Genomic DNA, 26208 nt, shown 5'->3' with positions numbered 1-26208 from the left:
TTTCTTAAAATCCTGGAGCCAATCCATGACCGCCGTTCTCGCCGCGCTTCAGCCGGCGATCGATGAAGCCGCCGAATTCGGCCGCTGCCTGCGCGACCTCTGCCCCGTCCAGAAACGGGTGCTGACCGCGCTGATGCATCGGTTGATCGCCATGGAAGAGGCCAACGACGCCGAAGGCGCCCTGGTCGTGATCGACGAGGTGCGCCGCATCCTCGGCGAGGGTCGTCTGACCCATCACTGAACTGAAGTGAGAGCGGGTTCGGATCGGGCTTGATCCGAACCCGGCTTTCGGCGATTTGACCCCCGCGAGACGGGGGTCCTTCATTGACACAAGCCTTGATTTCCCTGGGCGTGGCGATCGCCGTCTGCGCCGCCGCCATCCGGTTCGGCGACAAGCCGGCCCGGCGGGTGGGCGTGATCGTGCTGGTGGGCTGGGCCGCCTCGCTGCTGGTCTTCCGCGCCAGTCCGCGTTTCACCGACAGCGGCCTGATGCTGGTCGACGGCGTCGTCGCGGCGCTGTTCATCTGGGTGTCGCTGTCGTCGCGCCGGCTGTGGACGGTGGTGATCTCGGCCTTCCAGATGCTGGCGGTGGCCTCGCATCTGGCGACCTTCATCGACCATCGCGTGACCATCAACACCTATACCGTTAGCCTGGCGGTCTGGAGCCACGGCATCCTGCTAGTGCTGGCCGTGGCCGTCTGGCGGCATTGGCGCGAGCAGCGCAGGGTCGGGAACGAGGGCGCCTAGTCCGCCAGATCCTCGCGCCGGTCGACGTCGAACAATACGCCGGGCGCCTCGGTCGGGACCATGACCTGGGCGTCGCCCGCCGCCGCCATCAGCCCCTGGGCGCCGCGATCGCCCGACAGGGCGAGGAGGTCGGGGAAGCAGGCGTCGGAAAACAGCACCGGATGACCGCGCCGGCCGGCATGGATCGGGGCGACGATCCTGACGCCCTCGACCAGCCGCGCGGCCAGTTCGCCCGCCAGGTCGTGCGGCACGCCCGGCATGTCGCCCAGGAACACGAAGACGCCCTCCGTCGCCGGATCGAGCGCGGCGACCCCGGCGCGCAGCGAGGCGCCCAGGCCTTCGGCGGCGTCGGGGGCGAGCAGGTGGCGCAGGCGCGAATCGGGACGGGCGGCGACCAGCGCCGCGACGGCCGCATCGCCGGGGCGGATCATCACGATCACCCGTTCGGCCGGGGCCGCCAGGGCCGCGTCCAGGGCGTGGTCCAGCAGCGGCCGGCCGCGATAGCCGGCGAGCAGCTTGCCGCCACCGAAGCGCGTTCCCGCGCCAGCCGCCAGGACAATGGCCTCCAGTCGCATGCGATCCCTTTCCGTGGAGCCCTCGGAGGCCTATCCTATGACGGATATGACGTCCCATGACGACAGCCCCCGACTGATCGACGGCTTCGGCCGGGCAGTGAGCTATCTGCGCGTTTCGGTCACCGACCGCTGCGACCTGCGCTGCGTCTACTGCATGGCCGAGCACATGACCTTCCTGCCGAAGGCGGAAGTGCTGACGCTCGAGGAGCTGGATCGCCTGGCCTCGACCTTCGTCGGCTTGGGCGTGCGCAAGCTGCGGCTGACCGGCGGCGAGCCTCTGGTGCGCAAGGGGATCATGGAGCTGGTCGAGAACCTCTCGCGCCACCTGAAGACCGGCGCGCTGGACGAGCTGACCCTGACCACCAACGGCACCCAGCTGGCCCAGCACGCCGATCGGCTGGCGGCCCTGGGTGTGAAGCGGATCAATGTCTCGCTCGACACCCTGAAGCCCGAGCTTTTCCGGCGGCTGACGCGGGGCGGCGACGTCGCCAAGGTGATCGGCGGGATCGACGCGGCCCTGGCGGCCGGCATCCAGGTCAAGATCAACGCCGTGGCGCTCAAGCGCGACAACGCCGCCGAGCTTCCCCACCTGATCCAGTGGGCCCATGCCCGCGGCTGCGACATGACCCTGATCGAGACCATGCCGCTGGGCGAGATCGACGAGGACCGCACCGACCAGTTCCTGTCGCTGCGCGATGTGCGGCGCGAGCTGTCGTCCTACTGGACGCTGACGGATCTCGCCTACGCCACCGGCGGCCCGGCCCGCTACGCCAAGGTCGAGGAGACCGGCGGCCGGCTGGGCTTCATCACGCCGCTCAGCCACAATTTCTGCGAGGCCTGCAACCGCGTGCGGCTGACCTGCACCGGCACCCTGCACACCTGCCTTGGCCGCGACGACGCCAGCGACCTGCGGGCCGTGTTGCGCGGGGGGGCGACCGACGGCGAGCTGGTGGCGGCGATCCATGCGGCGATCGGCTCCAAGCCCAAGGGCCACGACTTCCAGGTCGACGCGCCGCGTCCGGCGGTGGCCCGCCACATGTCGACGACCGGAGGCTAGGCGATGGCCCGCGTGCTGCTGTTCGGGCGCCTGGCCGACCAGGCCGGCTGGCGCGAGCGCGAGGTCGAGGCCGCGAGCCTGGCCGCCCTGCGCGCCTCCATCGCCAATGACGACGCCGAGCTGGCCGAGGCGCTTGCCGGCCCCGGCGTGCAGGTGGCCGTCGACAAGGCCCTGGTGCGTGGCGAGGCCGTGCTGGCGGCCGCCACCGAGGTCGCCTTCCTGCCGCCGATGAGCGGCGGATGATCACCCTGACCGAGGCGCCGTTCGAACCCGGCGCTCTGCTGACGACCTTCTGCGCCGGCCGCGACGAGACCGGGGCGGTGGCCAGCTTCGTCGGCCTGGCCCGCGCCGAGGGCGGGGCCGCGTCGATCCTGGAGCTGGAGGCCTATCCCGGCTTCACCGAAGGCGCGATCGAGGCCTTCGCGATCGAAGCGGCCGAACGCTTTGGCTTGCAGGACTGGCGCATCGTCCACCGCGTGGGAAAGATCGCGCCGGGCGAGGCGGTGGTGTTCGTGGCGACGGCGTCCAAGCACCGCCGCGCCGCCTTGGAGGCGTGCGACTTCCTGATGGACTGGCTCAAGAGCCGGGCGCCGTTCTGGAAGAAGGAGCACGGTCCGGACGGCGCGCGCTGGATCGAGCCGACGGCTCAGGATAGGACCGACGCCGAACGTTGGGATTAGGCCGTGGAAGCGGTTCCTCGTCCTTCGACAAGCTCAGGATGAGGAACCGTGGCAGTCGCCCTCACCCTGAGCCTGTCGAAGGGCGAGGGCGTCGCGCAGGCGCTCGAAGGCAAGGAGAGAGATCGCATGTCAGGCCTCACCCCGGGCGGCGGGATCAAGCCGGAGCTTCCGTTCAAGCCGGTGCGCGTGGCGATCCTGACCGTCTCCGACACCCGCGACGAGGCCACCGACACCTCCGGCCAGATCCTGATCGAGCGCGTCAAGGCCGCCGGCCATGAGTTCGCCGGCCGGGCGGTGGTGCGCGACGACATCGAGAAGATCCGCGCCACGGTGCGCGGCTGGATCGACAGCGGCCAAGTCGACGCGGTGGTCAGCACCGGCGGCACCGGCCTCACGGGGCGCGACGTCACGGTAGAGGCGCTGCAGCCGCTGTTCGACAAGGTGATCGACGGTTTCGCGGTGGTGTTCCACCTCGTCTCCTACGCCACGGTGGGCCTGTCGACCCTGCAGTCGCGGGCCACGGCCGGGATCATCGACGGGGTGTTCGTGTTCTGCCTGCCGGGCTCGAACGGCGCGGTGAAGGACGGCTGGGACAAGGTGATCGCCGCCCAGCTCGACAGCCGCCACAAGCCTTGCAACATGGTCGAGCTGATGCCGAGGCTCCTCGAGAAATGAGCAGGCTGACCCACATCGACGACCAGGGCCGCGCCCGCATGGTCGACGTTTCCGACAAGCCCGCCACGGCCCGCGAGGCGGTGGCGACGGGCTTCGTGCGCATGGCGCCTGAGACCCTGGCCCTGGCCGTCTCGGGAACCGGCCGCAAGGGCGACGTGCGCGCCGTGGCCGAGCTGGCCGGGGTGATGGCGGCCAAGAAGACCTCGGACCTCATCCCGCTGTGCCACCCGCTGGCGCTGTCGAAGGTGGTGGTCGAGGTCGAGCCGGGCGACGGCGGGCTTTCCGTTACCGCTCGCGTCAAGACCACGGGTCCGACCGGCGTCGAGATGGAGGCCCTGACCGCCGTCTCGGTGGCCTGCCTGACCATCTACGACATGCTGAAAGCCGCCGAGAAAGGCATGGTCATCGAGGCCGTGCGGCTGCTGGAGAAGACCGGCGGCAAGTCGGGGGAGTGGACGGCTTAAGGGCGCTGCCGCGCCCCTCCACGACCGTTTCTTTTCTTGTTTCCCTCGCCCTTGTGGCGAGGGCCCGCTCAGACCTGGATCAAGCTTGATAGGTTTGAGCAGGCTGAACCATGGGTCCCTGGGCACAAGGCCCAGGAAAGCAAAGAGGGGGCGATAAGCGGGTTCGCCTAGAGCGCGACTTCCGCCCGCCGCTCCAGCGCCGGCTGGCCGTTGCGCGTGGCGATGATCTCGCCGATCACGGCCACGGCCACCTCGAACGGAGCCTTGCCGCCCAGATCCAGACCGATGGGCGCGCGCAGCTTGGCCAGATCCCTTTCCGTAAGGCCGTCGGCCCTCAGCGCCGCGAGCCGTTCCGACAGCCGCCGCCGTGCGCCCAGCAGGCCGACATAGGGCGCAGGCGAGGGCAGGGCGGCCAGCAGGGCCTCGTGGTCCAGCGCCATGTCGTGGCTGCACACGGCCACGGCGGTCCAGGCGTCCAGGCCGGCGGCGGCCAGGGCGGCGCCGGGCGCCTCGCGGCTGTAGCGCACGCCCGGCAGGGGCGGGGCGCCCATCGGGCCCTTGGGACGCGCCAGCGTGGTCTCGAAACCGGCCTGGACGCCGAGACTGGCCAGGGCCAGGGCGGTCGGATCGCCGCCCATCACCACCAGGCGCGGGACCGGATCGAAGCGGCGCACGAACACGCCGGGCCACGGAACCGGCGTCGCCCCGACCGGCGCGCAGACTCGCTTCGTCCCGTCGGTGAACCACAGGGCCGGGCGTCTTTTTCGGGCGTGAGTCAAAAGGTCGCGCAACGCGCCGTCGTCGGCGTTAAGGCGTTCGACCAGGATCTCGATACGGGCGCCGCACAGCAGGCGGATGTCCGGCCAGGGGCTGCCTTCGCCATAGACGAGGCGCTTGGGCAGGCCCGTCTCCAGCACCTCGCGGGCGTGCAGTTCGACGTCGCCCTCGATGCAGCCGCCGGAAAGAAAGCCCGCGACAAAGCCTTGCGCGAAAACCATCTGCGTGCCGACCGGGCGCGGGCCGCCGCCCTCCAGGGCGATGATGGTGGCCAGCGCCGCGGGGCCTTGCGCGAGGGCTTGTTCGAGGGCGGGGCGCATGTCGTCGGCCAGGCCGTGCATGGGCCATTCGGGGCCGGAAATGGCGGCGGGATCGGTAAGGTCCATCGGGCCGATCTTAACCCCTCGGCAAGGTTCCAGAAACGCCTTCTTCAAACCTTGGCGCGTAGGCTCTCCGACATTGGTGCTTCATCCGACGCGGAAGTTCATGTCGCTCACCGTCTCCAAGCTCGGTCTTGCCGCCGCCCAGTTCGGACTGGACGGCATGAACGCGTCGCCGCGTTCGCGCTCCCCCGAGATCGAGGCGCGTGACATCCTCAACATCGCCGCCCGGGCCCGCCTGTCGGTGCTGGACGTCTCGGGCGTGTACGGCCGCTCGGAATCCGTGCTCGGCGACCTGATCCCGCGTCCGGTCTCGTGCCGGGTGACCCTGGCCGCCGCGCGCGCCGACCGTGGCCCCGACTTCGTCGAGGCCGAGGCCCGCGCCTCGCTGCGCCGCATGGGCCTGGAGCGCGCCGACACCATCGTCGTTCAATCGCCGTCGGAACTGTTCGGCGCCCATGGCCCGGCCATGTGGGACCGCCTGCACCGCCTGCGCGAGCAGGGCCTGTTCCGCAACATCGGCATTTCCGCCCACGCCACCGACGATCCGGTCGGCGTGGCCCGCCGCTTCAAGCCCGACATCATCCAGGCGCCCGCCAGCCTGCTCGACCAGCGCCTGCTGGCCGACGGCTCGCTGCAACGCATCGCCGGCATGGGCGTCGAGGTGCAGCTGCGCTCGATCTTCCTCAACGGCCTCCTCTTCCTGCCGCCAGACCGCGTGCCGGCCCAGCTGAAGGGGGCCTCGGGCCGCCTGTCGCGCGTGCGCCGCATGATCGCCGAAGGCCGCTCGGATCCGTTGCAGGCCGCGCTCGGCTTCGCCCTGTCGCGCCCCGAAGCCTCGGCCGTGATCGTCGGGGTGACTTCGGCCGCCGAACTGTCGGCCGTCGTCGCCGCCGCCTCGAGCCCGCCGCCGGACCTGGACTGGGACGAGATGGCCATCGACGATCCGGTGGCGCTCGACCCGCGACGTTGGGTCGCCTAGCGGCGGACCCGACTCGAAGCTCAAGGTTCAGAAAAGAACCTGCTGAACGCCTCGAAGGGAGGCAACGCCATGATCCTCGCTGTCCTGCAGGCCCGCATGGGCTCCAGTCGTCTGCCCGGCAAGGCGATGGCCACCCTCCAGGGACAGCCGATGATCCTGCGCCAGCTGGAGCGGATCCGGCAGGCCTCGACCCTCAACAAGATCATCGTGGCCACCAGCGACCAGCCGGCCGACGACGCGCTGGCCGGGTTCCTGGTGTCGCGCGGCGTCACCGTCCATCGCGGCGCCGGCGCCGACATCCTCGACCGCATCGCCCGCTGCGCCGAGGCCGCCGGCCCGGTCAGCCACATCGTACGCCTGAAGGGCGATGCGCCGTTCGTCGACCCGGGCCTGATTGACCAGACCGTCAAGCTGGCGCTGGCTACCAGCGCCGACTACGCCTCCAACCGCGTCTACCGCACCTATCCGGCCGGCCTGGAGGTCGAGGTGATCTCGGCCCAGGCCCTGCGCACCGCCGCCGCCGAGGAGCGCGACCCGCTGGCCCGCATCTCGCCCACCGCCGCCATCCGCACCCAGCCCGGCCGCTTCCGTCACGCCCACCTGCGGGCCGTGCGCGACTGGTCCAGCCTCGACTGGCGCGTGAAGACCCCGGCCGACCTGGCCTTCGCCCGCTCGATCTACGACGCCCTGCACCCCGTCGATCCCGGCTTCCGCATGGGGGACGTGCTGGACCTGGTGGAGAGCAAGCAGGATCTCGGCCGGTTCGCGGCGTAGTTTCCTTCTCCCCTTGCGGGAGAAGGTGTCGGCGATAGCCGACGGATGAGGGGTCTCTCAGAAATCCAACGCCGCGGCGGCTGATCGGCTGTCGCGGCGTTTCTGTTCGCGCGACCCCTCACCCGACCCCACTCCGTGGGGCCACCCTCTCCCGCAAGGGGAGAGGGCTATTTGGCCGGAAACCCGCCCGCGCGCGCCAGCGACGACGCCGGGGCCTTGCCCAGGCGCTGGCTGATATCGCGGCCGATGGTGATCAGGGCGTCCAGGTCGTAGCCGGTCTCGAAACCGGCCCGCTCCAGCATGTAGACCAGATCCTCGGTGCCGATGTTGCCGGTGGCCGCCGGGGCGAAGGGGCAGCCGCCCAGGCCGCCGACCGAGGCGTCGAGCACGTCGACCCCGGCCTCGACGCTGGCGAAGGCGTTGGCCAGGCCCGTGTTGCGGGTGTCGTGGAAGTGCATGCGCAGGCGGGCGTCCGGCGCGGCGGCGCGGACGGCTTCGATGCGCTTGCGGACGGTCCACGGGTCGGCGACGCCGATGGTGTCGGCGATGGCGATCTCGGGCACGTTCATGGCGGCCGCCTCGCGGGCGATGGCCACGACCTGGTCCTCGCTGATCTCGCCGTCGAACGGACAGCCGAAGGCCACCGAGATGGTGGCGGTGATCGGCGGGCCGCCGTCGATGGCCTGGCGCTCGACGATGGCGGCCAGTGTGTCGAGCTGCTGGTTGACCGTCGCGCCCTGGTTCTTCACGCCGAAGCCGTCCGAGGCGCAGACCACCACATTGGCCTCGTCGCAGCCGGTCGACACGCAGCGCTCCCAGCCGCGCATGTTGAGCACCAGGCCGATGCGCGAGCGTTTGGGATCGGGGCCGCCCAGGGCGTCCATGATCTCTTCCGCCCCGGCCATCTGCGGCACGCGGTTGGGGTTCACGAACGACACGACCTCGGTGCGGCGGGCGCCGGCGGCTTCCAGGCGGCGGATCAGGTCGAGCTTTTCCTCGATGGTCAGGATCGACTTTTCGTTCTGCAGGCCGTCGCGCGGGCCGACCTCGACGATCTCGATGAAGCGGCTCATCGCGGGGCCTCCTCGGCGACGGGAGCGGTGGCCTCGGCGCCGTCTACAGCGTCGGGGGCTTCGACGGCCTCGTGGCGGCGGGGCTCGCCGCGATAGATGCGCAGCACCTCGTCGTCGCCGTCGGAATAGTTCAGGCCCTTGATCTCGCCGGCCTGGCGCGGGGCGTGACCCAGGGCGGCCAGGGCGGCGCGGAACTTCTCGTCCTCACGGCCCTCGACCACGGCTGGGCGGCCTTCGTCCACCGCGTCGGCGGCGCCTTCCGCGTCGGTGAGCTGGGTGGTGGTGCCCAGCTGGAAGACCATGCTGGGCTCGGAATAGCCGGTCACCGCCACCGGGCCGGGCGCGCCGGCGCGGGGGGCTAGGTCCGTGGCCTCCAGCGCACGGGCCAGGCGCTTGGACAGCCACAGCGAGTCGAGGCGCGGCGCCAGCAGGCCGGCCATGGTCCCGTGCGCCAGGATGCCCAGCACTCCGGCGGTGACCAGGGCCTTGGCGGCCTGCTTGCGCAGGATCAGCCAGCCGCCGGCGACGGCGGCCGCCACGAACAGCAGGGCCGAAAGGATGGCCAGCGGCAGGGCCGAGGGCGCGGCGTAGGTCTTCCAGGCGACGATGCAGACGGCGGCGAAGGCGACGCCGGCCAGGGCCAGCAGGGCCGTGCCGATGATGCGCGGCACAAGGCCCAGGGGCGCGCGCAGGGCGGCGGCCATCAGCATGGCCAGGGCCCCGAACGAGGGCAGGGTGTAGTGGGCCAGCTTGGTCGGCAGGATCTCGAACATCAGCCAGGTCGGGATCAGCCAGCAGAGGGCGAAGCGCACGCCCGGCTCCTTGCGGCCGGTCCAGGCCAGGACGAGGGCGGCCGGCAGCAGCAGGGTCACCGGGAACAGCAGCAGCGGCGAGAGCAGGGCGTAGTAGCCGAACGGGCCGCTGTGGCTCTCGTGGCCGCCGGCCAGCTTGGGGGCCAGGTCCCCGCCCACCGCCGCGCCCCAGAAGGCGCCGTCGGTGGCGATGGTGATCATGGTCGCCCAGGGCAGGACGATGGCGGCGAACAAGATCAGGCCCCAGCTCCAGCCCAGCTGCTTGAGCCAGCCGATCTTCCGGTCCCAGGCCCACAGGGCGAGGATGGCGAGGATCGCGACCAGCAGGCCGACCGGGCCCTTGATCAGGGCGGCCATGGCCATGCCGATCCAGAAGGCCAGCTTTGGCCCCTTGCCGGCCTTCTCGCCCGCCAGGCCCGCCGCGTAGATCCGCGCCAGGCCGGCCATGGCCAAGGTCGTAAAGCCGCACAACGCCGCGTCGGTCTTGGCGATGAAGGCCTCGGTCGACAGCAGGAAGGTGGCGCCCAGGATCGCGCCCGACAGCAGGCTTTCGCGCGGGCCGAAGAAGGCCGCGGCCCCCCAGGCGCAGGCGGCGGCGGCCAGCATGGCGCCCAGCAGCGACGGGATGCGGTAGGCCCAGATGCCCCGGTCTTCCGGCGCCGAGACGGCCTCGACCGCCACTGCCTGCAGCCAGTGGATACCGACGGGCTTCTTGTTGCGCGGCTGGTCCTGCAGCTTGATGTTCACATAGTCGCCCGTCTCCAGCATCTGGGCCGTGGCCTGGGCGAAGCGGGACTCGTCGCGGTCGAGCGGCGGCATGGCGAACAGGCCGGGCAGGCCGGCGATCAGCGCCACCAGGGCGGCGAACACGGGCGCGCGCCAGCCGCGTGACCAGGCGTCGAGACGGGATTCCAGGGTAGGGGCGGGGCTGGTGTTCGCGCTCATGCGTGCTGGAATAGCACGATCCTTTCATGGCGCGAGATTTGCGGTAAAAGCGGCCATGACATCCGATAATTTCGCCGCGATCCCCGATTTCTCCGTCGTCGTGCCCGTGTTCGACGAAGGCGGGGCCGCGCCGGCCCTGGCGCGCGAGATCGCCGCCGCCTTCGCCGGCGAGTCCTACGAGATGATCTTCGTGGACGACGCCAGCCGCGACGACACCAAGGCCCTGCTGACCGCCCTCAAGGCCGAGATCCCGCAACTGCGCGTGCTGGGCCATCGCAAGAACTCGGGCCAGAGCCGCTCGATCCGCAGCGGCATCCTGGCCGCCCGCGCGCCGATCGTGGTGACCATGGACGGCGACGGCCAGAACGACCCCGCCGACGCCCCGCGCCTGGCCAAGGCGCTGCAGGCCGCGCCCGCCGAGCTGGCTTTGGTCGGCGGCGAGCGGGTCAAGCGCCAGGACAGCAACGCCAAGCGCTTCGCCTCCAAGTTCGGCAACGGCGTGCGCAAGCGCCTCCTGAAGGACACCGCCAACGACACCGGCTGCGGCCTGAAGGCCTTCCGCCGCGAGGCCTTCCTGCGGCTGCCCTACTTCGATCACATCCACCGCTACATCCCCGCGCTGATGCTGCGCGAGGGCTACGAGATCGCCTTCCAGCCGGTGAACCACCGTCACCGCGAAACGGGCGTGTCGAAATATACCAACTTCGGCCGCCTGAAGGCTTCGGTCAGCGACCTGTTCGGCGTGATGTGGCTGCAGTCGCGCGCCCGCAACCCGCAGGGCGTCGACGAGGCCTAGCATTTGATCCCTCTCTCTTTGAGAGAGGGAGGGTGAGAGGTTACAGTCTCGCCGGACGGGGCTCGGTCTTTGGGATCTGACAGGGCGTGGGTTTACCGGCAACGGTGAAACCCCTCACCCTCCCACCGCTTCGCGGCGGGCCCCTCCCTCTCCCTATGGAAGAGGGGAAGTTCGGGGCGGCCCCCGCTTCACCCGCCTGGCAAAACCGGTTAACCCTGAAAGCCGACTTCGGGGGAATTCACCGCAATGTTCGCCGCCTTTCCGCTGCTGGCCCTGCCGGTGCTGATCTACAACCTGCTGGCCCTGACGGTCGGCGGCGGGTTTTCGTCGGACGCGGCCAGCTATCGGTTCGGCGAGCAGCTGTTTCGCATCCACATGGCTTCGCGGGTCGACTGGATCGTCAGCTGGGGCGACCTGCTGCTGGGCGCCTCGCTGATCGTGCTGTTCGTCGAGCTGCTGAAGTCGACGACCAGCCGCAAGGTGGCGATCGTCAACCACTCGCTGTCGATGGTGCTGTTCATCGTCTGCCTGGTGGAGCTGTTGCTGCTGCCGGCCTTCGCCACCTCGGTGTTCTTCCTGATCACCCTGATGGTGCTGCTGGACGTGCTGGCCGGCTTCATCGTCACCATCGTGGCGGCCCGCCGCGACGTCGACTTCGGCGAGATGCGCTAGGGGCGAGGATCTCGCGATGCGGCGTTTCTACAAGCGCCTTGGAGCCGTCGCGCGTTAGCCTCCTTGCCAGGAGGTCCCGATGGACGACGACCAGCCGCCGCAAGACAGCAAGCTGACCCGCAGCAAGGAAGCCTGGGCGCGCTCGGGCAAGTTCCTGACCGGCGAGATGAGCCGTCCGGAGAGCGAGCGCCTGCCGCCCGGACAGCACCTGACCCGCGACTGGCCGGTGCTGGATCTGGGCCTCAAGCCCGACGTCTCCCGCGAGGACTGGCGGCTGCGCATCGACGGCCTGGTGTCACGGCCCGCGACCTGGAGCTTTTCAGCCCTGCTGGCCCAGCCGCAGAGCGCGCCGGTGTCCGACATCCACTGCGTCACCACCTGGTCGCGCTATGACAACCACTGGGACGGGGTGCTGACCCGCGACGTGGTGCTGGCCGTGGCCCCCAGGGACGAGGCGCGGTTCGTGGTGCTGCATTCCTACGACGGCTACACCACCAATCTCGCCATCGACGACTTCGCCCACGAGGGCGCGCTGCTGGCCCACGGCTGGGAAGGCGCGCCGATCGCGGCCGAGCACGGAGGGCCCGTGCGGCTGGTCGTGCCGCACCTCTATTTCTGGAAAAGCGCCAAGTGGCTGAAGCGGATCGAGTTCGTGGCCGCCGACCAGCCCGGTTTCTGGGAGGAGCGCGGCTATCACAACCGCGGCGATCCGTGGGGCGAAGAACGCTACGGCTGAGGGCGGCCGATTTCGACAAGCATCCGCGCATCCGGCCGCCTATCTATCGGTAACAGACCCTCTTACGGACGCCGTTCATGACCGCTTCCAATCTCTGGCTCGCCGCCGGCCTGCGCTCGCCCTTCGCCAAGGTCGACGGGGCCCTGGCCGCCCATGACGCCATCGCGCTTTCCGTTCCCGTGGTGAAGGCCATGCTGGACAAGGGCGCGCGGCCCGACTTCGCGGTCTGGGGCACGGTGATCCCCAACCTCACCTGGAGCAACATCGCCCGCGAGGTGCTGCTGGACGCCGGGGCCGACCCGACCATCCCGGCCTTCTCCACCGTCATGGCCTGCTCGACCAGCATGACCGGCGTGCTCGAAGCCGCCGGCATGATCGACGGGCGCGGCCGGGACCTGGCCTTGGTCGGCGGCGTCGAGGCCATGAGCCGGGTGCAGATCGGCCTGTCGGTGCGGCTGTCTGACTGGATCCGCCGCTTTCAGCAGGCCCGCGACCTGAAGGGCCGGCTGGCGGTGCTCTCCGCCTTCAAGGCGGCCGACGCCAAGCTGTTCATCCCCAAGGTGGCCAACCGCACCACGGGCCTCTCCATGGGCGAGCACACCGAGATCACCGCCAAGGAATGGGGCCTCGCGCGCGCCGACCAGGACGCCATCGCCTTCGCCAGCCACCAGAACGCCGTGCGCGCCTGGGAGAATGGCTTCTTCGACGATCTCGTCATCCCGGTCGGCGAGGCCCGCCGCGACACCATTCCGCGCAAGGACAGCACGCTGGAGAAGCTGGCCAAGCTGAAGCCGGCCTTCGACAAGGCCAGCGGCCAGGGCACGCTGACGGCCGGCAACTCCTCGCCCCTGACCGACGGCGCGGCCAGCGTCTGGGTGGCGTCGGAGGGGGGCCTGGCTCGCCTGCCCGAGCGGACGCCGCGCGTGAAGATCCTCGACTACGAGGTCACCGCCATCGACCTGAGGAACGAGGGCCTCCTGATGGCCCCGGCCTACGGCGTGCCGCGCATGCTGGCGCGCAACGGCCTGACGCTCGGCGACATCGGTCTGTGGGAGATCCACGAGGCCTTCGCGGCCCAGGTGCTGTCGCACATCGCCGCCTGGGAGAGCAAAAAGTTCCTGGCCGAGCGGGCCGGGGTCACGGCCGACCTGGGCGCCTTCCCGCGCGAGCGGATGAACCCCACCGGCGGAAGTCTCGCCCTGGGCCACCCGTTCGGCGCCACCGGCGCGCGGATCCTCAGCCAGGCGACCAAGGAACTGGCGGCGCGCGGCAAGGGCGAGAAGGCCATCGTCAGCATCTGCGCCGATGGCGGCCAGGGCACGATGATGCTGCTGGAAGCGGCGTAGGTCGGAGCGACATTCACCGACGGCTGTCCCTCTAATCCGTCCTTCGCGGGGAAACCCGGTGAGAAGCGAGGATGTCGATCCGCCCCAGGGCGGGCTTATCTCATTCGCCTTCCTGGGCCTTGTGCCCAGGATCCATGGTTCAGCCTGCTCAGACCTTTCGAGATGGATCCAGGTCTGAGCGGTCGCCGGCATGGGCCCTCGCCACAGGGGCGAGGGAGGCGAAGAATTAGGGATAGTCTTCGCGCAGGCGCCTCTTCTCGAAGAGCGGCCGCGAAATCCAACGATGTTTTGGGGGCTGAACGTAGAACCGGCCCGAGGACTAGGGGCAACCTCGGGCCGGCGGTACGCATGTCGCGTTGTGGGGGGTGGACGCGACACGGTTAAATTGGACCCGGCAGTCCCTACGATCAAGCGAATGGATGTCGCTCGGCGCTTTTGTCGCAGGGAAGCGTTGTCAGGAAAACGGTGTCAGGTCAGGACCGAGAAGATCAGGGTGACGACGGCCACGTCGAAGGCTCGGATCAGGATGGACAGCATAGGTCGTGAAGCTTTCCGAAAAGACTCGGGTCTCGACCTAGCAAGACTGGCGCCAAGTCGGCGCAGGGCGCTAGAAATCCCGGATGGCGCTGTTCTTCGATCACGACTGGTACGACGCGCGGCTGGCGCAGCGGGGCCTGGACCGCCTGGCCCTGGCCGCGGCGGCGGGTCTCAGCGCGGCCGATCTGGAGCTGGTCTTCAAGGACCAGCGCGAGATCGCACCCGCCGAACTGGCGGTTTTTGCCGAGATGGTCGGGGTTTCCCGGGAAGAAGCCGCCCAGCGGGCCGGGGTGGGCGCGCATGCGGCGCCGGTGGATCCGGCCGCGCGGCGGATCGCGGATCTGGAAGCCAGGGTGGCGGCGCTGGAGGCCCAACTCGCCGGCCTGCTGGCCGCTAGATCTCGGTCTTCTTGATCAGGCCCGCCTTGGGACGGCGGTCGGCCGTGCCGGAATATTCCGTGCCGAGATAGGTCGAACGCGCCGCGTCGAGCACTTCCTGCCCACCGCGCAGGCCGCGCTTCTGGCCCGGCTGGCCCATGACCTGGGCGGCGAAGGCCGCGAACGGGCCGCGCGGGCGCGGCTGCGGCGGCGGATCGGCCGGGGCCTCTTCCTCGTCGCGGACGAACACGACCTCTTCGCCGTCCGCCTCGTGGCGGTCGGAGTCCTTGGGCGCGGCCAGCGCCCGGCGCGCGTTCGCCGCGCGTCGGATGGGGTCGATAGGACCGGTCATGGTCGGCACGCTAGCGGCGCCTCCGTTAAGAACGAATGCGCCGTCATGGTTGATGGAAATTAGGACTTGGTCGCCAGCTTGGCGATCTGTTCCTGCATGGCCTCGAGCTGGCGCTTGAGGTCGGCCAGGCCGTCCTCGCTGGGCGCGGCCGGAGCCGGCGCGGGCGGCGGCGGGGCGGCGGGCGCCTCGGCGGCGGCGTCTTCGGGGCGGCTGTAGGCGAAGGGCGAGAACATCTTCATGGCCCGGTCGAACAGCGCCATGTTCTGGCGGATCTGTTCCTCGTAGATGGCCATGCCGGGCGCGGCGGCCTTGCCGGCCAGACCCGGGGCGCCGGTGAACTGCTGGCGCATGCGCTCCTGCTGCTTGGCGAAGCTTTCCAGCGACATTTCCAGGTAGCTGGGCAGGAAGGCCTGCATCGAGTTGCCGTAGAAGCCGATCAGCTGGCGCAGGAACTGGATGGGCAGCAGGTTCTGGCCGCCGCCGCGGTTTTCCTCTTCGAAGATGATCTGGGTGAGGACCGAGCGGGTGATGTCGTCGTTGGTCTTGGCGTCATAGACCACGAAGTCGACGCCTTCCTTCACCATGTCCGACAGGTGCTCGAGGGTGACGTAGGAACTGGACGCGGTGTTGTAGAGCCGGCGGTTGGCGTACTTCTTGATGACGACGCGCTGACCCGAAGCCTTCTCGGCGGAAACCTTGTCGGCGGACACTTTCTCAGCGCCAGGGGCGGCTTCGCCTTTTTCGGGGTTCTCGGACATTTCGTTCCCTGGGACAGCGGTGTCGCCCGCCTTTTCGCATCGCACTATCGCTAATGCAAAGCCAGGGCGCCAGTCCCGCGAGGACTTGGACGCCAGATGATGACATGAAAATGTATTCGTGACGAACGCCGTTCGTTTGGGCATGGTGCTGTTGCACTGCAAAAGTGTGGCGCCGCAACTGCGAAGGCGTCACGGAACAGTCACGGGAAATCAAAGCCAATGACCGATATCGTCATCGTCTCCGCCGCTCGTACGCCGGTCGGGTCCTTCCTCGGCGCGCTTTCGAGCCTGCCGGCCGCGGAACTGGGCAAGACCGCGATCGCCGCCGCCGTCGAGCGGGCCGGGATCACGCCGGCCGACGTCGACGAAGTGATCCTGGGCCAGGTTCTGCAGGCCGGCGCCGGCCAGGGGCCGGCTCGCCAAGCCTCGGTCAAGGCCGGCATCCCGGTCGAGAGCCCGGCCTGGAGCCTCAACCAGCTGTGCGGCTCGGGCCTGCGCGCGGTGGCCCTGGGCGCCCAGCAGATCCTGTCGGGCGACGCCAGCATCGTGGTGGTCGGCGGCCAGGAAAGCATGAGCCAGGCTCCGCACGCCCAGGCCCTGCGCACCGGCCAGAAGATGGGCGACCTGGGCTTCGTCGACACCATGATCAAGGACGGCCTGTGGGACGCCTTCCACGGCTACCACATGGGCCAGACGGCCGAGAACATCGCCAACCGCTGGCAGATCACCCGCGAGGACCAGGACAAGTTCGCCGTCGCCAGCCAGAACAAGGCCGAGGCCGCCCAGAAGGCCGGCAAGTTCGCCGATGAGATCGTCGGGGTGACCATCAAGGGCCGCAAGGGCGACACCGTCGTCGACCAGGACGAGTACATCCGTCACGGCGTGACGCTGGAAAGCATCTCGGGCCTGAAGCCGGCCTTCGCCAAGGACGGCTCGGTGACCGCCGCCAACGCCTCGGGCCTCAATGACGGCGCCGCGGCCCTGGTGCTGATGAGCGCCGAGGAAGCCGACAAGCGCGGCCTCAAGCCGCTGGCCAGGATCGTCTCGTGGGCCAATGCCGGCGTCGAGCCCGAGATCATGGGCACCGGCCCGATCCCGGCCACCAAGAAGGCGCTGGAAAAGGCCGGCTGGACCGTCGCCGACCTCGACCTGATCGAGAGCAACGAGGCCTTCGCCGCCCAGTCGATCTCGGTGGTGCGCGAGCTCGGTCTCGACCCGGCCAAGGTCAACGTCAATGGCGGCGCCATCGCCATCGGCCACCCGATCGGCGCCTCGGGCGCGCGGATCCTGACCACCCTGGTGCACGAGCTGAAGCGCTCGGGCGGCCAGAAGGGCCTGGCGACGCTGTGCGTCGGCGGCGGCATGGGCGTGGCCCTCTGCGTCGAGGCCGTCTGAGCCCAGAAGAAGTCTTCGTGACAAACTGCGTCCGGGGCTTGCGCTCCGGACGCGACCACGTGCAACCATGACGTAGCGGAAGCGGGAGACTACTGTATGGCTAGAGTTGCGTTCGTGACCGGCGGCACCCGGGGCATCGGCCGGGCGATCTGCGAGCGGCTGGTGGCCGACGGTCTCAAGGTGGCGGCCGGTTATTCCGGCAACGAGGCGGCCGCCGAGGCCTGCGCCAAGGAGCTTGGCGTGATGGTGGTGAAGGGCAATGTCGGCTCCTTCGAGGACTGCCAGGCCGCGGTGGCCAAGGTCACCGCCGAGCTCGGGCCGGTCGATGTGCTGGTCAATAACGCGGGCATCACGCGCGACGGCTTCCTGCACAAGATGAGCTACGAGCAGTGGTCGGAAGTGATCCGGGTCAACATGGACTCGGCCTTCAACATGACCCGTCCGGTGATCGAGGGCATGCGCGAGCGCGGCTGGGGCCGGATCATCAACATCAGCTCGATCAACGGCCAGAAGGGCCAGGTCGGCCAGACCAACTACTCGGCCGCCAAGGCCGGCCTGATCGGTTTCACCAAGGCCCTGGCCCTGGAGAACGCCAAGAAGGGCGTCACCGTCAACGTGATCTGCCCCGGCTACATCGACACCGAGATGGTGGCGGCGGTGCCGGAAACGGTGCTGGCCGGCATCATCGGCGGCATCCCCGTCGGCCGCCTGGGCAAGGGCGAGGAGATCGCCGACATGGTCTCGTTCCTGGCCGGCGAGCGGGCCGGTTTCGTCACCGGCGCCACCCTGTCGCTGAACGGCGGCCAGTACCTGGCCTAGGACCGCACAGACCCTCGCCAGGGTCTTGTGTCTTGACCTGACAGTCCCGGTTGGCGTCAATCGCGCCGACCGGGAGTTCGCGGCGATGGCCGCGATCTTCCTGTTTGGGACGAGCTGCTCGTCCGTTTCGGGCAACCGGACGGGCGGGCTCTGAGGGGAGCGGGTGGCGGGGGCCGCGCGCCGAAGGGAAGCGTTGCAGAAAAGTCGCACGGCAGCGCTTGCCAGGAAGCGGCGCCTCCACGTCCAAGATTCGCCCCAGTCGGGGACCATCACCGTTCGCATGATACGACCGACGGTGGAAAGGATGGGGCCGGGAGGCTGCGCGGCAACGCTGATGCTCGCCCTGGCAGGCCTGACCATCGCCACGCCCGCCCTGGCGCAGTCCAAGCACAGCCTTCGCGACGCCCTGTTCGGCGATCGCGCCACCGCCGAGGCCCGCAAGGCGCCGCCGCCGCCGGTGGCCCGCTACGTCTCCGACGGGGGCGGCGCCTTCGTGCTGGACCGGGCCAGTTCGACCACCCTCCTGAAGTTCGAGAACAGCAGCGAGGTGTGGGTGCTGTCGCCCCACGCCGGTCCGCGCGGCGACGTGATCTACAAGAACGAGCTGGGCGAGCCGGTTCTGCGCGCCACCAAGCTGGGCGGCATGACCCTGTTCACGCCCGACCGCCCGGCCGGCGCCGCCGCCGCCCTGATGGGCCGGGGCCAGACCCTCCAGCCGCCGGCCTTCATCAAGCCCAGCGCGCTCTTCCTGCGCATGGCCCAGGCGGCCGATCGGGCCAGCCGCGCGGCTCGCCACACGGTGAGCTTCGAGACCGTGCAGGACGCGCGGCCCGAGACCTCGGTGCTGGTCGCCGAAAGCGCCAACGTCACCGCCGAGGCCTTCGAGCGCATGGCCCGCAACGGCGACCGCAGCCTGCTGGGCCGCATCGCCCGCGTGCTGCTGGCCGAGGGCCGCAAGCCCGGGGCGGCGATCAAGGACGACGCCCTGATCGTCACCTACGCCCCCGGCAAGGGCCTGGCCGGCCGGCCTTCGTCGGACCGCATCATCAAGGTGGTGGACAAGTAGGGGCGGTCGGAACCTCGCTCGTTCGTCCACGTTCAAGCAGCTTGACGCATACGGCCAAGCTCCTCGAGGCGCTTTTCCCGTTTTCGGAGCCTGCCTTGACGACCGACAACGCCCCCGTCGATCTCACCAATTGCGATCGCGAACCGATCCACATCCTGGGGGCGATCCAGCCGATCGGCTTCCTGATCGCCCTGACCGCCGACTGGCTGGTGGCGCGCGCCTCGGCCAATGTCGGCCGGTTCCTGGGCCTGGAGCCCGCCGACCTGTTCGGCAAGCCTTTGTTCGAACTGTTCGCGCCCAAGGCGGTGCACGACCTGCGCAACCGCTCGGCCCTGCTGCGGGGTGTCGACGCGGTGGAGCGCATCTTCGACCTGGAACTGATGGAAGGCCGGCCCAGGTTCGACGTCGCCCTGCATTTCTCCGGCGGCCAGATCGTCATCGAGGCCGAGCCGGCCTCGGGCGAGCACGGCGACGCCACGGGCATGGTGCGCTCGATGATCGCCCGCCTGGACGGTGCGTCCGACTTCGCGGCCTTCTATCGCGAGGGATCCCGCCAGGTGCGGGCCCTGATCGAATTCGACCGGGTGATGGTCTACCGCTTCGCCGCCGACGGTTCGGGCGAGGTGGTGGCCGAGGCGGTGCGATCGGGCATCGGCTCGTTCATGGGCCTGCGCTATCCGGCCTCGGACATTCCGGTCCAGGCCCGCGAGCTCTATCGCCGCAACCTTCTGCGGGTGATCACCGACGTCAACGCCGCCCCGGTGCCGATCGTCCCGCAGCGCGACCAGAACGGCCAGCCGCTGGACCTGTCGCTGTCGGTGCTGCGCTCGGTCTCGCCGATCCACATCGAGTATCTGAAGAACATGGGCGTGCAGGCGTCCCTGTCGATCTCGATCATCGTCGAGGGCAAGCTGTGGGGGCTGTTCGCCTGCCACCACTATTCGCCCCGTTGCCCCACCTTCGAGCGTCGCTCGGTCAGCGAGCTGTTCGCCCAGATGTTCTCGATGCGGCTGGAGAGCCGCGAGCGCAAGGAGACGGTCGAGTACGAGCGCCGGGCGCGCGACATCTCCGACCAGCTGCTGGGCGCGGTGGCCTCGGACGAGACCCTGCTGAAGGACCCCGACTGGCTGGGCGACATCCTGACCAACGCTATCCCCGCCGACGGCGTGGGCGTATGGCTGAGCGGCAACCACGCCTTCTCGGGCACGGTCCCGCCGCTGGCCGACTTCCGCCGTATCGTCCGGGCGCTGAACGGCACGGCGGCGGGCAAGGTGTTCGCCACCGACTGCATCGGTTCGCTGGTCGACGACGCCCACGGTTTCGCCTCGAATGCGGCCGGCCTTCTGGCGATCCCGATCTCGCGCTCGCCGCGCGACTACGTGGTGCTGTTCCGCAAGGAGCTGATCCACTCGGTGCGCTGGGCGGGGGATCCGCACAAGCCGGTGGAGTACGGACCCAACGGTCCGCGTCTGACGCCGCGCGCCAGCTTCGCCGAGTGGAAGGAGCTGGTCGAAGGCCATTCCCAGCCCTTCAGCGGCTCGGAGGTCCGCGTCGCCGAGACCCTGCGCGCCACGCTGATCGAGGTGGTGCTGCGCCTGGCCGACGAGGCCTCGGCCGAGCGCCAGCAGGCCAGCGCTCGCCAGGAGCTGCTGATCGCCGAGCTGAACCACCGGGTGCGCAACATCCTGGGTTTGATCCGCGGGCTGATCCGCCAGTCGCTGCCGGCCGGCGGCGACATCGCCGAGTTCGTCAAGGTGGTCGACGGGCGCATCCACGCCCTGGCCCGCGCCCACAACCAGATCACCGACGACCACTGGGGGCCCGCGCCCCTGCAGGCCCTGATCGACGCCGAGGCCGCCGCCTTCGTCGACGAGCGCGACCGCATCGCCGTGCAGGGCGAGCCGGTGTCGCTGAACCCTCAGGCCTACTCGACCCTGGCGCTGGTGTTCCACGAGCTGGTCACCAACTCCAACAAGTACGGCGCGCTGTCGGCCGAGGGCGGCCGGGTGACCATCGGCTGGCACCGCAAGGCGGGCGGCGATCTGGCCGTGGAGTGGCGCGAGGCCGGCGGTCCACCGGTGAAGCCGCCCACCCGCAAGGGGTTCGGCACGACGATCATCGAACGGTCGGTGCCTTACGACCTCGGCGGGTCGGTGAAGATCGACTACGATCCGCGCGGCTTCCACGCGGTGTTCGGCATTCCGGCGCGGCACCTTTCCGAACCGCGCCCGGGCGGCGGTCCACAGCCGATCAAGTATCCGCGACCCGCGCCGGGCCACGCCCATCCCCCGCCGTCGAGGATCCTCGAAGGCCAGGACGTGCTGCTGGTGGAAGACAGCCTGATCATCGCCCTGGACGCCGAGGACATCGCCAACCGCCTGGGCGCGCGCGGCGTGACGACGGCGGCGACGGTGCAGGGGGCGCTCGACAGCATCGAGGCCCATCGCCCGACCGTGGCGGTGCTGGACATCAACCTGGGCGACCGCAACAGCTATCCCATCGCCGACCGCCTGGCCGAGCTGAAGACGCCGTTCCTGTTCGCCACCGGCTATGGCGAGCAGGCCAACCTGCCGCAGAACCATCGCGGCCGGCTGGTGGTGCAAAAGCCCTACACGCTGGAAAACCTGGCCCGGGCCATGGACGCCCTGGGTGTGGGGCCGGGCGAGGGCTGATCCCGGCCCAAAGAAAAAGGACCCCGGCAAAGGCGAACCGGGGTCCTTGCGAGTTGGCCGCTTCTGCCCGCTGGGTTGGGGACCGATGGGGGCGGGCGGCGGCCTGGTTGTGACGGTCCGGCTCAGCCCCAGGTCTGGCGCAGGCGGAAATAGATGAACGGGTCGAAGTCGACGCGGCGATCGTCGAGATAGGCGAAGTCGCCCGAGGCGCGCTCGCGGCCCTCGAACACCTCGCGCTGGCGGTTGAGGCCGCGGCCGGTGAGGTTCTGGGCCTCGACCCGCAGCGACAGCCCCTGGCGCGGCTTGACCTCGGCATAGGCCAAAAGCCACGGCTCGATCTCGAAACGGCTGACCTCGTTGAAGGCGTAGGCCGTCTCGGTCTCGCCCGAGAACAGCTCCACGCCCCATTGCAGCTTGCGCTTGGGCAGGTCCTGCGAGAACCGCAGCTCGCCCTCGAAGGGCTCCTGGTCGCTGATCCGGCGCTTGCGGCGGGTGATCGGATCGACGACCTCCGACCGGGTCCAGGTTCCCTTGCCGCGCAGCAGGCCGCCGGGCACGAAGCGCTCCAGCGGCAGGTTCATCGACACCTCCAGTTCGTCGCTGGTGGCGTCGCCGATATTGCCGGGGGCGTCGTAGGCATTGCCGGCCTGGTCGACCACCAGGATGCGGTCGGCGACGTCGCTGATCTCCTTGTGGCGGGCGGTCAGCACCAGGGCGCCGTCCTTGCCGAACTTGCGCTCCCAGGCGGCCTCGAACACCCAGGCGTGCTCGGGCGACAGCTCGGCCCCGCCGGCGGTGTCGCGGCCGGTCGAGAAAGTGGTCGACGAGACGAAGTCGGTGAAGTCCAGCTGGCCGACCTCGCGCTCGATGCGGCCGCGGAACTGGTCGTGGGCGCTGGGCGACCAGGTCGCCGACAGGCGCGGCTTGGGGAAGGTGAACGACTTTTCCAGATTGGTGTCGCCGGTCTGCGAAATGGTCGAGCGCTCCAGCCGCAGGGCGCCTTCCAGCGTCAGGTCGGGGCGGGCCCGCCAGGTGGCGACGCCGAAGGCCTCGCCGCGCTTTTCCTCGACCCGCACATTGGCGGCCGGCAGCACCTGGGGCGCGCCGTTGACGACGTAGCCGACCTGGCTCTCGAGGAAGTTCACCGCGATCTCGCCGCCGCCCTCGAACGACAGGACGGGGTTCAGCGTGTGGCGCAGCACGCCCCGGCCGATGGTCTCGCCGCTGTCGCGGGCCGAGGTGAAGCGTCCCGCCTCGCCGGCCTCGGTGAAGATGCTGGCGTAGTCGACGTGCTTGCGACGCACCAGGCCGGTCAGCTCGACGCGTGACCTGGCGGTCAGGGCCTTTTCCCAGCCCAGGCCGATCTCGCCTTCCTCGCGGTCGTCGGCGTCGACGACCTTCAGGTGATCGCCGCCGCCCGGGGGAATGTCGTCCAGGCTCCAGCCGTAGGTTTCCTGCTCGTAGACGGTGTTGACCGACAGCCGGCCGCCCAGCAGCGGGCGCTTGAGGTTGGCCTTGGCGGTCAGGCCGTGACCGCCGCCGGTCTCGTCGAGCCACGAAGGGGTGACGCTGCCGTCGGCCCGGCGCACCACCCTGGGGCCCTCGCCGGCGCCGTCGTCGACATAGCGGAAGCCCAGCAGCGACCAGTCGAAGGCGTTGACGCCGTACTGGCGCGAGCCCTCGAAGCGCATGGCCGGGGTGGTGCGGCCGTCCTGCTGGAACGAGCTGGCCACGGCCAGCAGGGTCGAGCCCTTGGCGTCGGCGCGCAGCACGACGTTGGCCACGACATTCTTGCCCTGCATGTCGACGCCCGGCGCGCCGCCGACGATGATCTCGACGCGGTCGACCTGGCCGGCCTGGATGCGGCGCAGGGCGTCCTCAAGGGACTCGCTCTTGGTGGCCGGGCGCTGGCCGCCGATCAGCACGTTGCCGGCCGCGCCGCCGAAGCCGCGCACGCTGTCGCCGCCGTCGAAGGTGAAGCCGGGCACGCGCACGACCATGTCGTAGGCCGACAGCGGCTGGCGCTCGGCGAAGAAGGCGGCGGGATAGCGGGTGACGCCTTCCGTCGCCGCGGCGACGACGGGAGCCTGGGCCGCGGCCTCGGGCGTTGCGGCCGCCAGGGCCGCGAAAAGCGATCCGAACTGCATGTCTTTCCGTCCCCTGGCCCCCGCCAGTTCCGTAGCGGCAAACTGGGCCTTAGGCGCGCGGGAGGGGAAGTTACAAGCTTGAAATGTGGATTAAATAATGGACATCAATGGACGCAAGCGTCCAGTTTTCCCCTTCTCCCCTTGCGGGAGAAGGTGTCGGCGAAGCCGACGGATGAGGGGTCTCTCAGATCCTGACAGCCGCGCCCGGTCGCGCCGCAAGTCGAGGTGGAAAGGGTTTTCGACCCCTCACCCGACCTCCCTCCGGGAGGCCACCCTCTCCCGCAAGGGGAGAGGGATCACGATCAGATATTCGTGCCGCCCACCGTCAGGCCGGTGATCTTCAAGGACGGCTGGCCCACGCCCACGGGCACGCCCTGGCCGGCCTTGCCGCAGACGCCGATGCCGGGATCGAAGTCGAAATCGTTGCCGATCATGGTCACGCGGGTCAGGGCGCTGGGGCCGTCGCCGATCAGGGTGGCGCCCTTGACCGGGGCGGTGATTTTGCCGTCCTCGACCAGATAGGCCTCGGTGCATTGGAAGACGAACTTGCCATTGGTGATGTCGACCTGGCCGCCGCCGAAATTGGCGCAGTAGAGGCCCTTCTTCATCAAGGCGATCATCTCGGCCGGATCGTCATTGCCGGCCAGCATGCCGGTGTTGGTCATGCGCGGCATCGGCATGTGGGCGTAGGACTGGCGGCGGCCGTTGCCGGTGGCGGCCATGCCCATCAGCCGGGCCGACATGCGGTCGTGCATGTAGCCGACCAGGATGCCGTCCTCGATCAGGATGGTGCGCTCGGTCGGCGTGCCCTCGTCGTCGATGGTCAGCGAGCCGCGGCGGCCGGGGATCGAGCCGTCGTCGAAGACGGTGACGCCCTTGGCGGCCACCCGCTCGCCGATCCGCCCCGAGAAGGCGCTGATGCCCTTGCGGTTGAAGTCGCCTTCCAGGCCGTGGCCGACGGCCTCGTGCAGCAGCACGCCGTTCCAGCCCGGGCCCAGCACCACGTCCATCTCGCCGGCCGGGCAGGCGACGGCGTCGAGATTCACGAGCGCCATGCGCAGGGCCTCGTCGACCTGGCCCTGCCACTTGTCGGGGCTGATCCAGGCCGAGAAGCCGGCGCGGCCGCCGGCGCCGGACGAGCCGGCCTCGCGCTTGCCGTCCTTCTCGACGGTGACCTGGACGTTGAGGCGCACCAGCGGGCGCACGTCGCGGATCAGCTTGCCGTCGGCGCGCAGGATCTCGACGACGCGGCGCTCGCCGGCCAGGCTGGCCAGCACCTGCACCACGCGCGGGTCGCGCTGGCGGGCGAAGGCGTCGATTTCCTGAAGCAGGGACACCTTGTCGGAGAAGGCGGGCGAGGAGACCGGGTCGTCCTCGCCATAGAGCTTTTCGTTGGTCGAGCGCGGGCCCTCGGCCGAAATCCCGGCATAGCCGCGCTTGGCCAGGCTGGCCGAGCCGGCGGCCCGGCCGATGGCGGCCTCGGAGATCTCCGAGGCGTGGGCGTAGCCGGCCGTCTCGCCGGCCACCACGCGCAGGCCGAAACCCTCGCCGGAATCGTAGGAGGCGGTCTTCAGCCGGCCGTCGTCGAAGACGAAGGCCTCGCTCTCGGACCGCTCGAGAAACAGCTCGCCGTCGTCGGCTCCGGCCAGGGCCTCGCCGAGGATGGCGCGGGCGCGTTGCGGGTCGACGCCGGCGGCGTCCAGCAGGGAGGGGGCGGAGAGGGGAGCGGTCATTCCTGTAAGGTAGGCGCTTGCAGGCTCCGCGTCATCTCCCTCCGCCCCCGGATCGCTCACCAGCTCTCGTTGACCTCGCCCGAGCCGGCCACCGACTTGGACAGGCTGGCGGGCTTCTCGGTCAGAGTCACCTCGCCGCTGCCGGCGATGTCGACGTCGGCCTCGCCCGTGGGGCCCAGATTGGCCTCGCCGCTGCCGGCGATCGCGACCTTGGCGTCGGTGATGGTCAGCGAGGTCAGTTCGGCCTCGCCCGAGCCGGCGATCTTGAGATCGAGCTTGCCCGTCTTGCCCGAGGCGTAGGCCTCGCCGCTGCCGTTGAGGGCCAGCGTCAGGTCCGGCTGGTCGTAGGACTGGATGTCGAGGTCGCCCGAGCCGTTGAGGGTGAACTTGCGCACCGACGGGGCGGTAACGCGGATCACCAGGTCGTCGCCGTTCATCCGGACGCGGAAGTGGCCGCCGACTTGGACGCCGGAGCCCTCATCGTCGCCTTCGAAGTGGAGGCGGTCGCCGGTCAGGACGACGCGGCGGGCCAGGCGCTCGGGCCCCTCGACGGTGACGCCGGCCTTGTCGCCCTGGGTGAAGATCACCCGGGCGGGCAGGTCGATGCGCAGGGCCTCGCCGCCGGTCCAGGCGATCTCGCGGCTGACGTCGACGCCGTGGTCCTTGACGGTGACCTCGCCGCCCGGACGGATGGTGACGCTGCCGTCCTCGTCCTCGATGCTGAGGTGGAGGTTGGCGGGGATGGTCCAGCCGCCCCGAGCGACCATTTCACGGCCGCCGATGGCGAAGGCGGTTCCCAGGCAGGCCACGGCCAGGACGAAGCTGGCGACGGCGATGATGGTCAGGTTGCGGATCATGGCG

The 26208-nt window shown here is 69.8% G+C and carries 27 protein-coding genes and 1 pseudogene; 18 read left to right on the top strand and 10 right to left on the bottom strand.

Annotation, left to right across the window (positions count from 1 at the left end):
• Positions 1-25 precede the first annotated feature (25 nt).
• Positions 26-241 (top strand): hypothetical protein, encoded by a 216-nt coding sequence (locus P7A99_RS22455; RefSeq protein WP_101711290.1) that lies wholly within the window; start codon positions 26-28, stop codon positions 239-241.
• 83 nt (positions 242-324) lie between these two features.
• On the top strand, positions 325-747 hold the full coding sequence (locus P7A99_RS22450) for a hypothetical protein (protein WP_277795956.1): 423 nt from the start codon (positions 325-327) through the stop codon (positions 745-747).
• On the opposite strand, the gene P7A99_RS22445 is transcribed toward P7A99_RS22450, so the two are convergent.
• On the bottom strand, positions 744-1322 hold the full coding sequence (locus tag P7A99_RS22445) for a nucleotidyltransferase family protein (protein WP_277795955.1): 579 nt from the start codon (positions 1320-1322) through the stop codon (positions 744-746). The two genes, P7A99_RS22450 and P7A99_RS22445, sit on opposite strands and share 4 nt — an antisense overlap.
• 37 nt (positions 1323-1359) lie before the next feature.
• Between P7A99_RS22445 and moaA the strand changes: the two genes are divergently transcribed.
• From moaA to P7A99_RS22430, 3 genes are read left to right on the top strand one after another with little or no spacing between them, the layout of a single operon-like run.
• On the top strand, positions 1360-2379 hold the full coding sequence (gene moaA / locus P7A99_RS22440) for a GTP 3',8-cyclase MoaA (protein ID WP_277795954.1): 1020 nt from the start codon (positions 1360-1362) through the stop codon (positions 2377-2379).
• A 3-nt stretch (positions 2380-2382) separates the two neighbouring features.
• Complete coding sequence (locus P7A99_RS22435) at positions 2383-2622, top strand: MoaD/ThiS family protein (protein ID WP_277795953.1); 240 nt, start codon at positions 2383-2385, stop codon at positions 2620-2622.
• Positions 2619-3059, top strand: coding sequence for a molybdenum cofactor biosynthesis protein MoaE (locus tag P7A99_RS22430; RefSeq protein WP_277795952.1), 441 nt, complete (start codon positions 2619-2621; stop codon positions 3057-3059). Before P7A99_RS22435 ends, P7A99_RS22430 begins: the two co-directional genes overlap by 4 nt.
• 14 nt (positions 3060-3073) lie before the next feature.
• Here P7A99_RS22430 and P7A99_RS25280 read toward each other — a convergent pair.
• A pseudogene (locus P7A99_RS25280) lies at positions 3074-3182 on the bottom strand (hypothetical protein); the annotation flags it as partial.
• Between the two features lie 3 nt (positions 3183-3185).
• Here P7A99_RS25280 and moaB point away from each other — a divergent pair.
• Positions 3186-3734, top strand: coding sequence for a molybdenum cofactor biosynthesis protein B (gene moaB / locus P7A99_RS22425; RefSeq protein ID WP_277795967.1), 549 nt, complete (start codon positions 3186-3188; stop codon positions 3732-3734).
• Positions 3731-4198 carry a cyclic pyranopterin monophosphate synthase MoaC gene (gene moaC, locus P7A99_RS22420; RefSeq protein ID WP_277795951.1) on the top strand — a complete coding sequence of 156 codons (468 nt, stop codon included), beginning with the start codon at positions 3731-3733 and terminating at the stop codon, positions 4196-4198. Before moaB ends, moaC begins: the two co-directional genes overlap by 4 nt.
• A 167-nt stretch (positions 4199-4365) precedes the next feature.
• Here moaC and P7A99_RS22415 read toward each other — a convergent pair whose 3' ends face one another.
• Positions 4366-5361 carry an XdhC family protein gene (locus P7A99_RS22415; RefSeq protein ID WP_277795950.1) on the bottom strand — a complete coding sequence of 332 codons (996 nt, stop codon included), beginning with the start codon at positions 5359-5361 and terminating at the stop codon, positions 4366-4368.
• Positions 5362-5461: 100 nt separating this feature from the next.
• Between P7A99_RS22415 and P7A99_RS22410 the strand changes: the two genes are divergently transcribed.
• Both P7A99_RS22410 and P7A99_RS22405 read left to right on the top strand, forming a co-directional pair.
• Positions 5462-6337, top strand: a complete 876-nt coding sequence (locus tag P7A99_RS22410) for a bifunctional regulator KidO (RefSeq protein ID WP_277795949.1) — start codon at positions 5462-5464, stop codon at positions 6335-6337.
• Between the two features lie 69 nt (positions 6338-6406).
• Entirely contained in the window at positions 6407-7111 is a 705-nt protein-coding gene (locus P7A99_RS22405) for a glycosyltransferase family protein (protein WP_277795948.1), read from the top strand.
• Between the two features lie 167 nt (positions 7112-7278).
• On the opposite strand, the gene P7A99_RS22400 is transcribed toward P7A99_RS22405, so the two are convergent.
• Together P7A99_RS22400 and P7A99_RS22395 are read right to left on the bottom strand one after the other, a co-directional pair.
• The gene (locus P7A99_RS22400) at positions 7279-8184 is read right to left on the bottom strand and encodes a hydroxymethylglutaryl-CoA lyase (protein ID WP_277795947.1); all 906 of its coding nucleotides are present in this window, start codon (positions 8182-8184) and stop codon (positions 7279-7281) included.
• A complete protein-coding gene (locus P7A99_RS22395) occupies positions 8181-9941 on the bottom strand; it encodes an ArnT family glycosyltransferase (protein ID WP_277795946.1) in 1761 nt (586 codons plus the stop codon). The genes P7A99_RS22400 and P7A99_RS22395 overlap by 4 nt, the downstream gene beginning before the upstream one ends.
• A gap of 55 nt (positions 9942-9996) precedes the next feature.
• Here P7A99_RS22395 and P7A99_RS22390 point away from each other — a divergent pair, with 55 nt between their 5' ends.
• The 5 genes from P7A99_RS22390 (at position 9997) to P7A99_RS22365 (ending at position 14441) form a co-directional block, all read left to right on the top strand.
• A complete protein-coding gene (locus tag P7A99_RS22390; RefSeq protein ID WP_277795945.1) occupies positions 9997-10737 on the top strand; it encodes a glycosyltransferase family 2 protein in 741 nt (246 codons plus the stop codon).
• 246 nt (positions 10738-10983) lie between these two features.
• The gene (locus P7A99_RS22380) at positions 10984-11409 is read left to right on the top strand and encodes a hypothetical protein (protein ID WP_101711304.1); all 426 of its coding nucleotides are present in this window, start codon (positions 10984-10986) and stop codon (positions 11407-11409) included.
• A 79-nt stretch (positions 11410-11488) separates the two neighbouring features.
• Positions 11489-12145, top strand: a complete 657-nt coding sequence (locus P7A99_RS22375) for a sulfite oxidase-like oxidoreductase (RefSeq protein WP_277795944.1) — start codon at positions 11489-11491, stop codon at positions 12143-12145.
• 77 nt (positions 12146-12222) lie between these two features.
• On the top strand, positions 12223-13491 hold the full coding sequence (locus P7A99_RS22370) for an acetyl-CoA C-acyltransferase (RefSeq protein WP_277795943.1): 1269 nt from the start codon (positions 12223-12225) through the stop codon (positions 13489-13491).
• A 620-nt stretch (positions 13492-14111) separates the two neighbouring features.
• On the top strand, positions 14112-14441 hold the full coding sequence (locus P7A99_RS22365; protein WP_277795942.1) for a DNA-binding protein: 330 nt from the start codon (positions 14112-14114) through the stop codon (positions 14439-14441).
• Here P7A99_RS22365 and P7A99_RS22360 read toward each other — a convergent pair.
• Positions 14422-14757, bottom strand: a complete 336-nt coding sequence (locus P7A99_RS22360; RefSeq protein ID WP_277795941.1) for a hypothetical protein — start codon at positions 14755-14757, stop codon at positions 14422-14424. The genes P7A99_RS22365 and P7A99_RS22360 overlap by 20 nt on opposite strands.
• Before the next feature lie 59 nt (positions 14758-14816).
• Positions 14817-15515, bottom strand: a complete 699-nt coding sequence (gene phaR / locus P7A99_RS22355) for a polyhydroxyalkanoate synthesis repressor PhaR (RefSeq protein ID WP_277795940.1) — start codon at positions 15513-15515, stop codon at positions 14817-14819.
• Between the two features lie 219 nt (positions 15516-15734).
• Here phaR and P7A99_RS22350 point away from each other — a divergent pair, with 219 nt between their 5' ends.
• The 4 genes from P7A99_RS22350 to P7A99_RS22335 all read left to right on the top strand — a co-directional run bounded on the left by P7A99_RS22350 (position 15735) and on the right by P7A99_RS22335 (position 21467).
• Positions 15735-16910: an acetyl-CoA C-acetyltransferase gene (locus P7A99_RS22350; protein ID WP_277795939.1), complete on the top strand. Its 1176-nt coding sequence runs from the start codon at positions 15735-15737 to the stop codon at positions 16908-16910.
• A gap of 96 nt (positions 16911-17006) precedes the next feature.
• Positions 17007-17729, top strand: coding sequence for a beta-ketoacyl-ACP reductase (locus tag P7A99_RS22345; protein WP_277795938.1), 723 nt, complete (start codon positions 17007-17009; stop codon positions 17727-17729).
• A 334-nt stretch (positions 17730-18063) separates the two neighbouring features.
• Positions 18064-18795, top strand: a complete 732-nt coding sequence (locus P7A99_RS22340) for a DUF4908 domain-containing protein (protein ID WP_277795937.1) — start codon at positions 18064-18066, stop codon at positions 18793-18795.
• 95 nt (positions 18796-18890) lie between these two features.
• The gene (locus tag P7A99_RS22335) at positions 18891-21467 is read left to right on the top strand and encodes an HWE histidine kinase domain-containing protein (protein ID WP_277795936.1); all 2577 of its coding nucleotides are present in this window, start codon (positions 18891-18893) and stop codon (positions 21465-21467) included.
• A gap of 122 nt (positions 21468-21589) precedes the next feature.
• On the opposite strand, the gene P7A99_RS22330 is transcribed toward P7A99_RS22335, so the two are convergent.
• The 3 genes from P7A99_RS22330 to P7A99_RS22320 form a co-directional block, all read right to left on the bottom strand.
• The gene (locus P7A99_RS22330) at positions 21590-23614 is read right to left on the bottom strand and encodes a TonB-dependent receptor plug domain-containing protein (RefSeq protein WP_277795935.1); all 2025 of its coding nucleotides are present in this window, start codon (positions 23612-23614) and stop codon (positions 21590-21592) included.
• A 302-nt stretch (positions 23615-23916) separates the two neighbouring features.
• Positions 23917-25347 carry a metalloprotease TldD gene (tldD, locus tag P7A99_RS22325; RefSeq protein WP_277795934.1) on the bottom strand — a complete coding sequence of 477 codons (1431 nt, stop codon included), beginning with the start codon at positions 25345-25347 and terminating at the stop codon, positions 23917-23919.
• 56 nt (positions 25348-25403) lie between these two features.
• The gene (locus tag P7A99_RS22320) at positions 25404-26204 is read right to left on the bottom strand and encodes a GIN domain-containing protein (RefSeq protein ID WP_277795933.1); all 801 of its coding nucleotides are present in this window, start codon (positions 26202-26204) and stop codon (positions 25404-25406) included.
• Positions 26205-26208: the final 4 nt, after the last annotated feature.

Origin of the sequence: Caulobacter endophyticus, from assembly GCF_029543245.1 — a bacterium.
GTDB classification, from domain to species: Bacteria; Pseudomonadota; Alphaproteobacteria; order Caulobacterales; family Caulobacteraceae; genus Caulobacter; species Caulobacter endophyticus_A.
The sequence above is the reverse complement of the archived record's forward strand: the minus strand, read 5'-3'. Positions and strand labels throughout refer to the sequence as shown.